The sequence below is a fragment of the Kribbella sp. NPDC059898 genome (assembly GCF_042730855.1).
Classification (GTDB): Bacteria; Actinomycetota; Actinomycetes; order Propionibacteriales; family Kribbellaceae; genus Kribbella.
In genome coordinates this window covers 35,521-49,606 of sequence record NZ_JBHWKR010000020.1, presented here as the reverse complement: position 1 = coordinate 49,606, position 14,086 = coordinate 35,521, and the positions used below count along the sequence as shown (strand labels likewise).

Sequence of the window (14,086 nt, the reverse complement as noted above, 5' to 3'; positions counted from 1 at the left end):
GCGGCCCAGCCTACGGGGCCTCACCAGCACCCTCGTCGCCAGGTCCGACAGGCGGACCCCCGGCCGGTGAGATGCTGCGGCCTGTGGGTGACGATAACCGGATGCAGAGTCCTCGGAGAGTTCGCGAGCTCGGGGTGGTTGTCGGCGATTTGCCCACCGGTCCGCTGAATGCGATCACCGACGTACCTGGGGTGCGCGTCGGGCAGACGACCATCACCGGCGACGGCGTGAACACCGGGGTCACGGCGATCGTTCCGGACGGCTGGGAGGCGACGCTGCCGGCGGCGGTTGCTGTTGGCAACGGGTACGGGAAGTTGATCGGAACGACGCAGGTGGAGGAGTTGGGCGTCATCGAGACGCCGATCCTGCTGACCGGGACGCTGAGCACATTCCGCGTCGCGGACGCCTTCGTCACCTGGCTCCTCGACCGCAATCCACAGGCCACCAGCCTCAACCCCGTCGTCGGCGAAACCAACGACGGCCACCTCTCCGACATCCGCCGCCGCCCCATCACTCCCACCCACGTCCACACCGCCCTGGACACCGCCTCCTCCGCCCTCCCCCTCGAAGGCTGCGAAGGCGCCGGCACAGGAACAGCCGCCCTAGGCTTCAAGGCCGGCATCGGCACCTCCTCCAGAACTCTGATTGAAGGAACTGTTGGTGCCTTGGTGCAGGCGAACTTCTCCGGGGTGCTGACCGTGCTCGGGCGGCCGGTGCCTGCCGAGCCGATCGACGCGGATGGCAACTCCTGCATGATCGTGGTCGCGACGGACCTCCCGCTGGACTCCCGCCAGCTCGGCCGCCTCGCGCGCCGGGCGATCTTCGCGATGGCCCGCGTCGGTTCCGACTACGCCCCCGGCTCCGGCGACTATGCGATCGCCTTCACCACCAGCCGTACGCCGTCCTACGCCGACCGCGACCTCCGCACCCCGTTCCAGGCCATCACCGAATCAGTAGAGGAAGCCCTCCTCAACTCCCTCACCATGGCCCGAACCACGACCGGCTTCGAAAACCACACCGCCCACGCCGTCCCCCACCACCGAATCCAGCCGCCCTCGTGACCCGCTCCCGGATCACCCGCCGTCTCCGCTCCCTCGCAACCCTCGAACTCTTCAACATCCCCCTGCAGTACGTCCTCTGGTTCCAACTGGTCGACCTACCGGCAACAGCCGCCAACCTCACCGGCTACGCACTCTTCGCCTTCCTGTTACTCCAAGGCGCCGCATACTGGCACCTCAAGCTCCGCCAACTCCCCCGCAGCCCCCTACCCGGCGCAGGCTGGTTCGCCCACGCCCGCCGCTGGAACGTCCTGCTCCTGGCTGCGGGCCTCGTTTACACCACCTGGTCGCTCCTACGGCACCCTGGCGCCAACACCGTGCCAGGGCTGGTCTTCACCGCAGCAGCCGTCCTGGAGTACGTGAACTACTTCCACACCCAGCTCATGTACGACACGGCCCCCGACCTGCGCTACCTACTCACCCACGGCCTCCGCCGTTCCCACCTGTCCCGCGACCTCAGTACGCGACGCCCACCGGCCGACGCACCAACGCCGGGTCGCTCAGCGACTTGAGCATCAGGTCGGCAACATCAGCCCGCGAGATCAGGTACCCACGGGCGACAGTCCCGCCGACCTCCGTCCGGTAGTGCCCGGTCAACGGCTTGCTGTTGAGCTTCGGCGGCCGCACGATCGTCCACTCCGCGCCGCTGCCCATGATGTCCGCCTCCATCACCCGCAGATCGGCGTACACCTCGGCCGCGAACGCGTTGATCATCGGCCACACGACCCGCTTGTTGAGGAAGTCCCCGGGCGTCGGCCCGAGCGGTGCCGCGCTGACCGCGACGAACCGCCGTACGCCGACCGCGTCCATCGCCGCGAGGATCGACTTCGTACTGCGGGACGCGACCGGCCCGTCCTTCCGCCCGCGGGCGCCGACGCCGGAGATGACCGCCGTACTGCCGTCGATCGCCTCGCGCAGCGGATCGGCCGCGTCCAGCCCGGGCACCCGGACCACCTCCAGCGACGGATGCTCCAGCTCGAACGCCGACGACGTCCGCACCACCGCCGTCACCTTCTCCCCCGCCGCGAGCGCCTGCCGTACGACGTGCCCGCCGATCCCGCCCGTCGCGCCGAACACCGTGATCCGCATCAAAACCGCCTCCTGTGCGCTACCGTAATCTCATCTGCAACTCATATAGTACGGAAATCATAATATATGGAACAGACAGAACAAGGTGACGTCCGGCACCGCCGGCGGACCGGGAACGAGATCAAGGCCGCGCTCCGCGACCTGCGGATCCAGCTCGCCCTGCTGAACCATCAGATCGGCGGCAAGCTGGCGCTCAAGGACGTCGACCTCGACTGCCTCGACGTCCTGGCCCGCAGCGGACCGCTCACCCCGGGCGCCCTCGCCCGCCAGGCCGGCCTGCACCCGGCCACGCTGACAGGCATCCTCGACCGGCTCGAACGCGGCGGCTGGATCGCCCGCGACCGCGCCCGCGCGGACCGGCGCAGCGTGACGATCCGGGTGCTTCCGGACCGCAGTACGGAGGTGATCCGGCTGTACCAGCCGATGATCGGCGCGATGGACGACGTACTGGCGGACTACAACGAGGACGAGCTCACGGTCATCGCAGACTTCCTGAAACGCAGCACGGAGGCCGGACAGCGAGCCAACGGAGAGCTAGGTCAGGAGTAGAGGTCGTAGAGCTTCCGGCCGAGCTCTTTTAGCTCAGCCCGAAGCTCCTGCGGCTCCAGCACCTCTAGGGCGTCACCGAAGCGGCTGAGCGTGGCTGCGGCGTTCTGGACCGACTCGATCGGGACCGTCACCACAACGCTCCCGTCCGGCTCCGGTACGGCGGCCGCGACCGCCTTGACGAGTGCTGGGTACGAGATGTCGTACATCCTCCCGGCCAGCCTGGCTGACACCTTGAGGACCGCCTGCGCGGTAAAGCGTGTCCGGTCGAAGCCCTCTAGGTGTTCCTGCCAGTACTGCGTCAGGTTGAAGCCGTCGGCGCGTTCGAACTGCTCGTCGGTCGGTGTGAGCTCAAGGATGTTGGAGACGCGGTACGTGCGTAGTCCGCCGGCTGTTGCGGCTACGACGTACCAACTGCCGTTCTTGAGCACTAGGCCGTACGGCTCGAGCAGGCGCTCGACCTCGCGGGGTTCTTCCCACCTGCGGTACAGCACGCGGACACGGCGGTCGTGCAGTACGGCGTCGGCGACTGCTGCGAGCTGCGGTGAGTTCTCGGCGTCCTGGTACCAAGCAGGTAGGTCCAGGTGGAAGCGGTTCTTCAAACGACCAGCCCGGTCCCGCTGGTCCGGGGCGAGCGCTGCGAGCAGTTTCAGCTCGGCTGCGCTCGTTTCGGCCGTCAGCCCGAGTGCTGCGGCAGCACCGGGCATACCGACCAAGAACAGCGCGGCAGCTTCCTGTTCGGTCAGGCCGGTCAGGCGGGTGCGATAGCCCTCCACCAGGCGGTACCCGCCTGCCCGGCCCTGGTCGGCGTACACGGGAACGCCTGCAGCCGCGAGAGCCTCGACGTCGCGGTAGATGGTGCGCAGCGACACCTCCAGCTCGTCAGCAAGCTCCCGCGCCGTCAGCTGCCGACGCGTCTGCAGCAACAGCAGGATCGACAGCAGCCGGCTCGAACGCATACTCCGAGGTTAGTCCGGATCACTGCCATAGGTTGTCAGGTTTCGATCGCACGCTGGACGCATGGACAAGCTGACCGGGGACTTCGACTTCCTCAACGGGTACTTCGACGTACGCCACCGCACACTGAAACGGGCCCTCGCCGGGTGCGACGAGTGGCTCGAGTACGACGGAACCACGACCGCGCGGACGTATTTCGACGGCCAGATCAGCATCGACGAGATGCGCTTCCCGACGAAGGGGACGTACGGGCTGTCGCTGCGGCTGTTCGACCCGGTGAGCGAGCAGTGGAGCATCTGGTGGGTCAACAGCACCACCATGGAGCTGTATCCACCGGTACACGGCAGTTGGTCGGCCGACGGGTCGCGGTGCCGGCTGGTCGGTGAGGACACACACGAGGGCCGGCCGATCCTGTGCAGCTACGAGTGGTCCGGCATCACCGCGGAGACGGCGCACTGGGAACAGGCGTACTCCGAGGACGGCGGCGACACCTGGGAAACCAACTGGACCATGGACTTCACCCGGCGCCTCACTCCGCCGCCGGCGCTCGACGTACCGAAGGTCACCGACGACTTCGACTTCCTCATCGGCCGCTGGTCCTTCCACAACCGCCGCCGGCGGCCTGTCCTCGGGGAGCCGTACACCTGGTACGAACACGACGCGACGATGCAGGCCACGACGTACTTCGACGGCGCCATCAGCTTCGACGAAGGCTGGTTCCCCAGCGAAGGCTTCCGCGGCGCGACGTTCCGGTTGTTCAACCCGACGACCCGCCAGTGGTCCATCCACTGGATCAACAGCACCCGCGGGCAGTTGGAAACCCCCGTCATCGGCTCCTTCACCAACGGAGTAGGCACCTTCGAGGGCCCCGACGTGTGGGACGACCAGCCGATCGACGTCCGCTTCCTCTGGACCCCCGGCACCGACAAAGCCGCCTGGGAACAGTCCTTCTCCACCGACAACGGAAACACCTGGACCGTCAACTGGTACATGGAACACACCCGCATAGACGAATAGCCCCGCGCTGAGCTACCCCAGTTGGCGGATGGCGGTGAGGGTGGAGAGGGCGGCTTGGGTGGCCTCGTAGCCCTTGTCTTCGCGGCTGTCGGGGAGGCCGGCGCGGTCCAGGGCCTGGGGGTCGTTGTCGCAGGTGAGGACGCCGAAGCCGACGGGTACGCCGGTGGTCACGCCTACCTGCATGAGGCCGTCGGTCGTCGCCTGGCAGACGTACTCGAAGTGGGGGGTGTCGCCGCGGATCACCACACCCAGGGCGACGACCGCGTCGTACCCGGCCTTGGCGGCGTGCAGCGACGCGACCGGCAGCTCGAAGGAGCCAGGCACGCGGACGACAGTGTGGTCGGTGACCCCGGAGTCCTCCAGCGCACGCAGCGCACCGGCCAGCAGGCCGTCCGTCACCTTCGGATGCCATTGCGCGGCGACGACCGCGACGCGGGCGCCTTCGACGCGGGGTACCTCGATGGTGGGTGCTCCACTGCCCGACATCAGCCGGCTCCGTTCTCTTCGGTGAGCAGGCCATCGGGGAGATGATGGCCCATCCGGTCGCGCTTCGTACGCAGGTAACGCAGGTTGTGTTCGGTCGGGTCGATGGAGATCCCGCGCCGCTCGACGACCTCGATGCCATACCCCTGCACGCCCGCGAGCTTGTCAGGGTTGTTCGTCAGCAGCCGCACCGATTTCACGCCGAGGTCGGCGAGGATCTGCGCCCCGGTGCCGTAGTCGCGCGCGTCGGCCGGCAACCCGAGATCCAGGTTGGCGTCCACAGTGTCCCGCCCGGCGTCCTGCAGCTCGTACGCCTGCAGCTTGTGCAGCAGCCCGATCCCGCGGCCCTCATGCCCGCGCAGGTACACGACAACGCCGCCCTCGGCAGCCACCTGCCGCAGCGCCTCGTCCAGCTGCGGCCCGCAGTCGCAGCGCAGCGACCCGAACACATCCCCGGTCAGGCACTCCGAATGCAGCCGCACCAACGTCGGCCCGTCGTCCAGCGAACCGCGGACCAGCGCGAGCTGCTCCGACCCGTCCACCGTGTTGCGGTAGCCGTGGGCAACGAAATCGCCGTACTGCGTCGGCAGTGTCGTGGTCGCGACCCGCTCGATCTGGGTCTCGTTCCGCCGCCGGTACCGGATCAGGTCGTCGATCGACACCAGCACCAGCCCATGCTCGTCCGCGAATTCGCGCAGGTCCTGCCCGCGCTTCATCGTCCCGTCGTCGTTCACGAGCTCGGAGATCACCGCAGCCGGCGTCAGCCCGGCGAGGCGGGCCAGGTCGATCGACGCCTCGGTGTGCCCAGGACGCACCAGTACGCCGCCGTCGCGCCCGCGCAACGGGAAGACGTGCCCCGGCTGCACCAGGTCGTACGACTCCGACGCCGAATCCGTGAGTACCCGAATGGTCCGCGCCCGGTCGGCCGCCGAGATGCCGGTACTGATCCCGTCGCGGGCGTCGACGGAGATCGTGTACGCCGTCCGCATCCGCTCGCGGTTGTGCGGCGTCATCAACGGGATCCCGAGCCGGTCGAGCTCGGCGCCCTCCATCGGCACGCACACCACGCCGGAGCTGTACCGGATCAGGAACGCCAGCAGCTCCGGTGTCGCCTTGGACGCGGCGAAGATCAGGTCGCCCTCGTTCTCCCGGTCCTCGTCGTCGACCACGATCACCGGCCGGCCGGCCCGGATCTCCTCGATCGCATGCTCGATCGTGTCGAGCTTCAGTACGGTTCCCATCTCAGCCCACCACCACAGCTTCGGGGGTTTCGGCCCGGTCGCGGTTCTGGATCTTCCACCACGACGCGAACCCGAGTACGCAGAACAGCCCGTACACGACGTACATCGTCGCCGACGGGTAGAACTTCGCCTGCACCAGCAGCGGTACGCCGACCACGTCGACGGCCACCCAGATCAGCCAGAACTCGACGAACCCGCGGGCCATCCCGTACGTCGCCAGGATCGACCCGGTGAGGATCCACGCGTCCCACTGCGGGCCCCACGAGCCGAGCGCCTTCAGCACGAAGTACGCGATCGCGTAGACGACAATGCCGATCCCGAGCAATTCGAGCCGCTCGCGCGTGGTCGCCCAGCGCGGCTGGACCGCCTGGGCGGCGCCCTTGTGACGGGTCTGGTACCACTGGTACCACCCGTACAGGCTGATGATCGCGAAGAACACCTGGCGGCCGGCCTGGCCCCAGAGGTCCTTGTCCTGCGGGGTGTCGAAGATGCCGCCGACGAACACCGTGAACAGCAGCACGTTGCCGACGATGCCGACCGGCCACGCGGCAACCAGCCGGCGCATCCCGAACAGCGCGCTGGCCAGGCCGAACACGTTGCCGACGATCTCCCGGACCAGCACCGCCGAGCCGGCGATCGTGACCTGGGAGGTCAGCAGCCAGGTGATCGGGTTCACTTGTTGCCTCCAGCAACAGAAGAGGGGGTGACGCCCGCGGTCAGCAGGCGTTCGACGTACTTCGCGATCACGTCGACCTCGAGGTTGACCGTGTCGCCGACCTTGTTGGCGCCGAGCACCGTCAGCTCGAGCGTCGTCGGGATCAGGCTGACGCCGAACGTCCCGGTCGCGTCGTCGACGTCGGTGACCGTCAGCGACACTCCGTCGATCGCGATCGAGCCCTTCTCGGCGACGTACTTCAGGATCTCCGGCGAGGTCGCGATCCGGACGTCCTCCCAGCGCTCACCGGGGGTCCGCGACGCGATCGTGCCGGTCCCGTCGACGTGCCCCTGGACGATGTGCCCGCCGAGCCGTTCGTGCGCGGCGACGGCCCGCTCCAGGTTGACCGGCGAGCCCTTCTCCAGGCCGCCGAGGCTGGTGCGCTGCAGCGTCTCGCGCATCACGTCCGCGGTGAACACGCCACCGCCGTACTCGACGACCGTCAGGCAACAGCCGTTGACCGCGATTGACGCGCCGTGCGCCGCGTCCTCGGTGACCCGCGGGCCGCGGATCGTGAGCCGGGCGGCGTTGCCGTCGACGTCCAGGGACTCGACCGTGCCGAGTTCTTCGATGATGCCGGTGAACATCTACTTTCCTCCCAGAGGAACCAGGGTCAGCCGGACGTCGTCGCCGAGGCGGGTGACGTCCGCTAGGTTGAACCGCAGCAGGTGGTCGATCGATTCCGCGCCGAGATCGCCGACCGCGGCGTACCCCGAACCGAGCACGGCCGGGGCGACGTACGCGACGATCTGGTCGACCAGCCCGGCGCGCAGGAACGCAGCGGCCAGCGTCGGGCCGCCTTCGAGCCAGAGGTGCCGGATCTGCCGGTCGTCCAGCTGCCGGAGCACCTCGGCGGGATCGTGCGTGGGCAGCAGCAACGTCTCCGCGCGGTCGTTGCGGACCCGCGCGGTCGGCGGAATCTCCCGATCGCCGACCACCACCCGCAACGGCTGCCGCGCCGCGGGTACGTCGTTCTCGTCCCGGACCGTCAGCTCCGGGTCGTCGGCCAGGACCGTCTGCGTACCGACGGCGATCGCGTCGCACTCCGCCCGCAGCCGGTGCACGTCGGCGCGCGCCAGCGGGCCGGTGATCCACTTGCTCGTCCGGTCCGGCGCCGCGGACCGCCCGTCGAGCGTGGTCGCGAACTTCCAGGTCACGAACGGCCGCCCGACCCGCACGCTGTGCAGCCACACGTGGTTGACCGCCTCGGCCTCGGCCCGCAGTACGCCCTCGACCACGTCGAGGTTCTTGCTGCGCAGCTTGTCCGCGCCGCCGGCCGCCGTACGGTTCGGATCCGGTACGGCGTACACCACGCGCGCGACGCCGGCCTCGATCAGCGCGTCCGCGCACGGCCCGGTCCGGCCGGTGTGGTTACAGGGCTCCAGCGTCACGTACGCCGTACCGCCGCGGGCCCGGTCGCCCGCCATCCGGAGCGCCTCGACCTCCGCGTGCGGGCCGCCGGCAACGGCATGGAAGCCCTCGCCGACCGGATGCCCGTCGCGCGCGGTGATCACACAACCCACGACCGGGTTGGGATGCGTACTGCCGGTGCCACGCGCGGCCAGCTCGACGGCACGCCGCATCCAGGCGACATCCATCGGCGACACGTCGTTCACTACTCGGGCCCCTCGTCGTCACGGACGCGCTGCCGGGGCCTCGCTCGGCACATCTGCTCCGCCGCCGTCGCTGGAACTCGCCGGTCCCAGCGCCAGGCCCGTCACCGGACCCTCGCCGCCGCGTCCCGCGGGCCTCACAGCCCACGCTCCGCGCCGCCGGGCGCCAGAGCACACCCGCCGACCGCGTGCGCCTCCCATCCGGACTTTCACCGTCGGTCCCGGAATTCCACCAGGTCAACCGCTCCTTCTTGCGAAGTCACGGGTCGCGGACTGTCACCGCCGGCTCGGAATTACACCGACCCCGGAGCACGCGAGTGGGTTTCACTCGTTCCTCAAGTATGCCCCCTCCCCCAACCCCCGCCACGACCCAGGTCACATCGTGACCACCGGGCGGACCTCCCGGGTCAGGGCAAGGCCGACCGCCGCGACCACGCACCCCACCGCGACCGACAGCACCAGCGGCCAGTACCCGACCCCCTCCGCCAGCGCGCCGTCCCTCGACTTACCGAATCAACAACCAGACAGCACTCCCCAACAACCCCACCGCCCCCAACCAACAAACCCCCGCCACCCACCACAACCACGGCCCCCGCCCGGCGACCCCCGCTGGAGCAGACGCAGCAGACACCCCGACCCCACCCAACGAACCAACCGCACCCGGCCCAGCAGCCGTACCCGGTACACCCACCCCACCCGGCGCGCCCGACGCAGCAGTTCCCGCCGACGCACCCGACCCACCCGGAGCGCCCGACAGACCACCCGTACCAGGCCCACCCACCCCACCCGACGAACCAGCCGCACCCGGCGCACCCACTCCACCCGGCGCATCCACCGCAGCACGCCCACCCACCTCACCCAACGAAGCAACCGCAGCACGCCCACCGACCTCATCCAGCGGAGCAACCGCACCCGGCTCACCAGCCGCACCCCGTACACCAACCTCACCCGGCGCACCTGCAAGAGCGGTTCCCGCCGGCACGCCCGACCCGCCCGCCGGAGCAACCGCACCTGGCGCAGCAACTGGCGGGGCACCTGAAGCGCCCAGTGCGGCAGGTGTAGTAGGTAGACCCGATGCGGCAGGTGCCTCGCCCGCGCCTGGTGTGGTTGATCCGTCGGCGCCTGCCGGATCCGGTGGGGCAATCGGCTCCGGGGTGGCTGGGGCGGTTGGTGGGGTGAAGTGAGGTTGGTGCGCGCGGGTGGAAGGTGGGGTGGTGGCTGATTGGGGGCCGGTGGGGGTCCAGGGGGCTGGGAGGGGCGGAAGTTGGTCGAAGACCTCGGGGGCGTCGGGGGTTGCGGGCCAGGTGCTGGGAAGGTTTGAGGTGGCGGCGGACAGGAGTTGGGCGGCGGCTGCGGCCGAGGTGGGGCGGTTGGACGGGTCGGCGGCGGTGAGGTGCAGGATGAAGTCGGCGAGCGGACCGTCGGCGAGCGGGAGGGTGCCGTCGAGGGTCGGGCGTTCGCCGGTGAGGAGTTCGGCGGCTACGGCGCCCACGGCGTACAGGTCCTGGCGGGGGTCGGGGTCGGCGCCGGCCAGTTGTTCGGGGGCCAGGTAGCCGGGGGTGCCGAGGATCATGCTCTGGCGGGTCATCCGGGGCTCGTCGAGGAGGCCGGCGACGCCGAAGTCCGACAGGCGCAGGTGCGGGCGGCCGGTACCGGTGACGTCCAGCAGGACGTTGACGGGTTTCACGTCGCGGTGTACGACCCGAGCGGCGTGTACGGCGGACAGCCCGTGCAGCAGTTGATCCAGCAGTACGGCGACGTACGCCGTCGGCAGCGGGCCGTGGTCGCCGAGCAGGGTCGCCACCGAACCGCCCCGGACCAGGTCCATCGCGAACACGACCTTGTCGTCGTCCGCGGCCCACCCGTGCGGCGCGATCACGTGCGGGTGCTCGATCCGCAGCGACTGCTCCCGGACGAACCGCAGCAGCGTCGCGGCGTCGTGCTGCCCGAGAACCTTCGCGGCCACGTACGTCGACCGCCGCAGGTCCCACGCCCGCCAGACCGACCCCATGCCGCCGATCCCGATCAGATCGATCAGCCGAAACCGCCCCGCAAACGCCTCCACCGCCCAGAACCTACCTCCTCCCCCGTCCGACCCCGCACCCCGAACACCACCTCACCCCACCCAACCCCACATCCCCAACACCACCTCGCCCCACCCAAACCCACACCCCCAACACCACCCCAACCCACCCAAGCACCACCTCAACCCCGCCCGGCCGTACCCCACTTGGACCCCGGACGCCCCGCACCCCGAAGCACCACGTCAGCCCGCCCACCCCCGCGCCCCGATCACCACCCAAGTCATCCGGCTCCCCCCACCACCCCAAGCCGCCCGCCCCACACTCCAGCACCACCGCCTCGGCCCGCCGGTCCCACGCGCATTAATCCCACCCACCGAGCCAACTGCCGAGCCGCCGCGGACAACTGCGGGGTGCGGGCCGACCCGGCTGAGATGCAGGACGAGCCTCGGCCAGGTGCTTGAGTTCTAGGGGCTGGGGCTCGCCAACACACAGATGGTGCTCAGCGCGGAGGCTGGTTCGGGTACTGCGGTCCGCCCGGCTGCTGCCCCCTCACGCATCGGCTTCACCCACCGAGCCAACTGCCCAGCGGCCGCAGTTGCCTGCGAGACACACCTGCGGGCCGACCCGGCAGACAGGACGAGCCCCGGCCAGGTGAGGGGCCGGGGCGCGTCGAGGCAGGTGGTGCTCAGCTCGGTGGCTGGTTCGGGAACTGCGGTCTACTTGCCGACGGCGCGCGGGTTCGACGCGAGCCAACTGCCGAGCCGCCGAAGGTGACTGCGGGACACACCTGCGGGCCGACCCGGCAGACAGACAGCTCGAGCCCCGGCCAGGTGAGGGGCCGGAGCTCGTCGACACAGGTGGTGCTCAGCTCCGAGGCTGGTTCGGGAACTGCGGTCTGCTCGCCGACGGCGCGCGGGTTCAACGCGAGCCAACCGGCGAGCCGCCGCAGGTGCGTGCAGGACACACCTGCGGGCCGACCCGGCAGACGGACAGGACGAGCCCCGGCCTGGTGAGGGGCCGGGGCTCGTCGAGGCAGGTGGTGCTCAGCTCGGTGGCTGGTTCGGGAACTGCGGCCCGCTCGCCGACGGCGCGCGGGTCCGAGGCGAACCAACGGCCGAGCCGCCGCACGTGCGTGCAGGACACACCTGCGGGCCGACCCGGCAGACAGACAGGACGAGCCCCGGCCTGGTGAGGGGCCGGGGCTCGTCGAGGCAGGTGGTGCTCAGCGTGGAGGTTGGTTCGGGTAGTGCGGTCCGTTCGGGTGTTGGGCTCCTGGGTGGTGGGGGCCGTTGGGTGGCTGCGGTGCGCGCGGGGGCTGGGCTCCTGGGTATTGCGACGGTTGGTGTGTGGCGGGGGTGCGGCGTAGGCGGAGCACTAGGAGGAGGCCGATCAGGAGGAGTAGTACGCCGCCGCCGGAGAGGCCTGCGATCAGGGCGATCGGCGTGCCGCTGTCATTGTCGGAGCGGCCGGCGACGGGGGCGCCGGCCTCGGTCTTGTCGCCGGAGTTGGTTGGTTCGGTGGACTGCGACGGGGACGCGCTCGGCGTCTCGCTCGGGGTCGGGGTCACGGTCTCTCCCGAGACCGGCGTCGCGTCGTCGACGTACTGCGGTTTGCCGGTGCCGGCGGCGCCGACCGTGGCGATGGTGAGGTTGAGGGGGATCGTGAAGGCCTTGTCGTCGGTCTTCCGGGTCAGCGACACAGCGAGGTAGTACTCGCCGGGCACGGAGGTGCCGGTGTCCTGGTCGTTGGCGCCGTTGCGGTTCAGGTACCGGACCTCTTTGGTCGTGACCGCTTTGACCAGGCCGCGCTTGGTCAGCACACCGCGCTTGTACCCCCCGCCCGGCACGTTCTTCGCGAAGACCGCGTACACGTCCTCACCGATCGGCGAGATCAGTGCAGCGTCGAGGTACCGGATGCCGTCGAGCGCTTCGGCGGTCGCACCGGCCATCTCGGGGACTGTCGCCTGCACCTGCAGCCGCTGGCCCCAGTCGACCTTCACCTTGTAGAGCTGGAGCTCGCCCGGCATCAGAGTCGTCTTGTACGTCCCGGGCTGGACCACGGCGGCGTCCGCAAAGCTCGAACCGGGAACGATCTCGCGCGGGGTGGACCCGTTCATGGGGGTCCAGACCGGGTCGGTCGCCGCCGCCGGGAGGCTGGTCGTGGAGTCGACCGGCGGCTCCTCGTCGATGCGCAGCTCGTACGGAACGCCCTTCAGCTCCCGGAAATCCTTGCCCGGATTCACCGTGAGCACCATCTGGTCCGGATCCGAACACTTGGTGCTCTTGCTGTCGAACTTGGACCAACTCGAGGCTGTCCCGGTCGCCAGCCCCTGATCGCCGTCGAAGCTGCGCGGGTAACTCCAGCCGCAGTTCTCACCGTCCGTCGTGTTCAGCCGGACCTCGGTCTGGATCACCAGGCTGCCGCCCGACGGACGCCGGAAGCTGACCCCGGCGCGCAGCGTCGAGCCCTTGATGGTGCGCTTGATCAGGTAGTGCTTCGAGGTGTCGTCGACCCCGAACGTGTCGGAGTAGTGACCCGGGGCAAGCACCGGCGCGCCCTCCTGCTGCGGCGCTCCGTGCACCGGGGTGCCGGAGATCCGGAAGGGCCGGAACGCCCGGGTGGACAGCCTGCCCAGCCCGGCCTCGAGGTCGATCGTCGAGTCGGCGTCGTAGTAGTCGCCGCGGCCTTCGCGGGCCACGCACTGGAGCTGGCTGCGCGCCTTGCCGCCGACGCGGAATCCGACGACGTCGATCTTCAGGTCGATGCCCTGCTTGGCGATCGACTGCGCGACCACGCACGGATCCGGCGCGCAGGTGGCCTCGCCGTCGGACACCAGCACGATCGTGCGCTGGCCGGTCGGACCGAGGTCCTTCGCGGCCTGCTGCAACGCGTAGCCGATCGGAGTCTCGCCGTACGGCTGGTACTTCGCGATCGCGGCCTGGAGCTGGGGCCGGTTGCCGGCGCCGATCGGGACGGTCAACTGGGTGTCGGTGCACGCACCGGCCTGGCCGCGTTTGAACACGGTGGCGCCGTAGACGCGGAGGCCGACCTGCGCATCCGCGGGCAGCTTGCCGACCACCCGGGTCAGGGCGGTCCGGGCCGCGGCGATCTTCGTCGTCCCGTCGCCGGCCGGCTCCTTCATCGAGCCGGACGAGTCCAGCACCAGGACCAGCTTGCCGGTGCCTGGGTCGGGGTCGGCCTGGGCTGCCGGCGCCGCCAGACCGGCGAGCAGCGCGGTCAGTGTGATGGCGAGAAGCGCCAGCACCGCCGGGCGGCGGTGTCGATGGTGAGTCGTCATCGTTTCCTCCAGTGGGATTCGCTGCCGCAAACACTCTCAGTTTGC

At 69.8% G+C, this 14,086-nt stretch carries 13 protein-coding genes and 1 riboswitch; of the genes, 4 read left to right on the top strand and 9 right to left on the bottom strand.

Annotated features, from left to right (window positions below; genetic code table 11):
* Positions 1 to 101 precede the first annotated feature (101 nt).
* Both ACFV9C_RS39730 and ACFV9C_RS39725 read left to right on the top strand, forming a co-directional pair.
* The gene (locus ACFV9C_RS39730; protein WP_380202274.1) at positions 102 to 1,061 is read left to right on the top strand and encodes a P1 family peptidase; all 960 of its coding nucleotides are present in this window, start codon (positions 102 to 104) and stop codon (positions 1,059 to 1,061) included.
* Positions 1,058 to 1,570: a hypothetical protein gene (locus ACFV9C_RS39725; protein WP_380202272.1), complete on the top strand. Its 513-nt coding sequence runs from the start codon at positions 1,058 to 1,060 to the stop codon at positions 1,568 to 1,570. The genes ACFV9C_RS39730 and ACFV9C_RS39725 overlap by 4 nt, the downstream gene beginning before the upstream one ends.
* Here the strand turns inward: ACFV9C_RS39725 and ACFV9C_RS39720 are convergent.
* A complete protein-coding gene (locus ACFV9C_RS39720; protein ID WP_380202270.1) occupies positions 1,515 to 2,147 on the bottom strand; it encodes an NAD(P)-dependent oxidoreductase in 633 nt (210 codons plus the stop codon). The genes ACFV9C_RS39725 and ACFV9C_RS39720 overlap by 56 nt on opposite strands.
* 66 nt (positions 2,148 to 2,213) lie before the next feature.
* On the opposite strand from ACFV9C_RS39720, the gene ACFV9C_RS39715 reads away from it, so the two are divergent.
* Complete coding sequence (locus ACFV9C_RS39715; RefSeq protein WP_380202268.1) at positions 2,214 to 2,696, top strand: MarR family transcriptional regulator; 483 nt, start codon at positions 2,214 to 2,216, stop codon at positions 2,694 to 2,696.
* Here ACFV9C_RS39715 and ACFV9C_RS39710 read toward each other — a convergent pair.
* Positions 2,687 to 3,652 (bottom strand): helix-turn-helix transcriptional regulator, encoded by a 966-nt coding sequence (locus tag ACFV9C_RS39710; protein WP_380202266.1) that lies wholly within the window; start codon positions 3,650 to 3,652, stop codon positions 2,687 to 2,689. The genes ACFV9C_RS39715 and ACFV9C_RS39710 overlap by 10 nt on opposite strands.
* 61 nt (positions 3,653 to 3,713) lie before the next feature.
* Here ACFV9C_RS39710 and ACFV9C_RS39705 point away from each other — a divergent pair, with 61 nt between their 5' ends.
* On the top strand, positions 3,714 to 4,667 hold the full coding sequence (locus ACFV9C_RS39705; RefSeq protein ID WP_380202264.1) for a hypothetical protein: 954 nt from the start codon (positions 3,714 to 3,716) through the stop codon (positions 4,665 to 4,667).
* 12 nt (positions 4,668 to 4,679) lie between these two features.
* Here ACFV9C_RS39705 and ribH read toward each other — a convergent pair whose 3' ends face one another.
* The 7 genes from ribH to ACFV9C_RS39670 all read right to left on the bottom strand — a co-directional run bounded on the left by ribH (position 4,680) and on the right by ACFV9C_RS39670 (position 14,041).
* On the bottom strand, positions 4,680 to 5,153 hold the full coding sequence (gene ribH, locus ACFV9C_RS39700) for a 6,7-dimethyl-8-ribityllumazine synthase (RefSeq protein ID WP_380202262.1): 474 nt from the start codon (positions 5,151 to 5,153) through the stop codon (positions 4,680 to 4,682).
* Positions 5,153 to 6,391, bottom strand: coding sequence for a bifunctional 3,4-dihydroxy-2-butanone-4-phosphate synthase/GTP cyclohydrolase II (locus ACFV9C_RS39695; protein WP_380202260.1), 1,239 nt, complete (start codon positions 6,389 to 6,391; stop codon positions 5,153 to 5,155). Before ACFV9C_RS39695 ends, ribH begins: the two co-directional genes overlap by 1 nt.
* A 1-nt stretch (position 6,392) precedes the next feature.
* The gene (gene pnuC, locus ACFV9C_RS39690; RefSeq protein WP_380202258.1) at positions 6,393 to 7,067 is read right to left on the bottom strand and encodes a nicotinamide riboside transporter PnuC; all 675 of its coding nucleotides are present in this window, start codon (positions 7,065 to 7,067) and stop codon (positions 6,393 to 6,395) included.
* The gene (locus tag ACFV9C_RS39685) at positions 7,064 to 7,693 is read right to left on the bottom strand and encodes a riboflavin synthase (protein WP_380202256.1); all 630 of its coding nucleotides are present in this window, start codon (positions 7,691 to 7,693) and stop codon (positions 7,064 to 7,066) included. The genes pnuC and ACFV9C_RS39685 overlap by 4 nt, the downstream gene beginning before the upstream one ends.
* Positions 7,694 to 8,704, bottom strand: coding sequence for a bifunctional diaminohydroxyphosphoribosylaminopyrimidine deaminase/5-amino-6-(5-phosphoribosylamino)uracil reductase RibD (gene ribD, locus ACFV9C_RS39680; RefSeq protein ID WP_380202254.1), 1,011 nt, complete (start codon positions 8,702 to 8,704; stop codon positions 7,694 to 7,696).
* Positions 8,705 to 8,903: 199 nt separating this feature from the next.
* A riboswitch (FMN riboswitch) is annotated at positions 8,904 to 9,036 on the bottom strand.
* A gap of 188 nt (positions 9,037 to 9,224) precedes the next feature.
* Positions 9,225 to 10,784 (bottom strand): protein kinase, encoded by a 1,560-nt coding sequence (locus tag ACFV9C_RS39675; RefSeq protein WP_380202252.1) that lies wholly within the window; start codon positions 10,782 to 10,784, stop codon positions 9,225 to 9,227.
* 1,181 nt (positions 10,785 to 11,965) lie between these two features.
* Complete coding sequence (locus ACFV9C_RS39670) at positions 11,966 to 14,041, bottom strand: VWA domain-containing protein (protein WP_380202250.1); 2,076 nt, start codon at positions 14,039 to 14,041, stop codon at positions 11,966 to 11,968.
* Positions 14,042 to 14,086 lie beyond the last annotated feature (45 nt).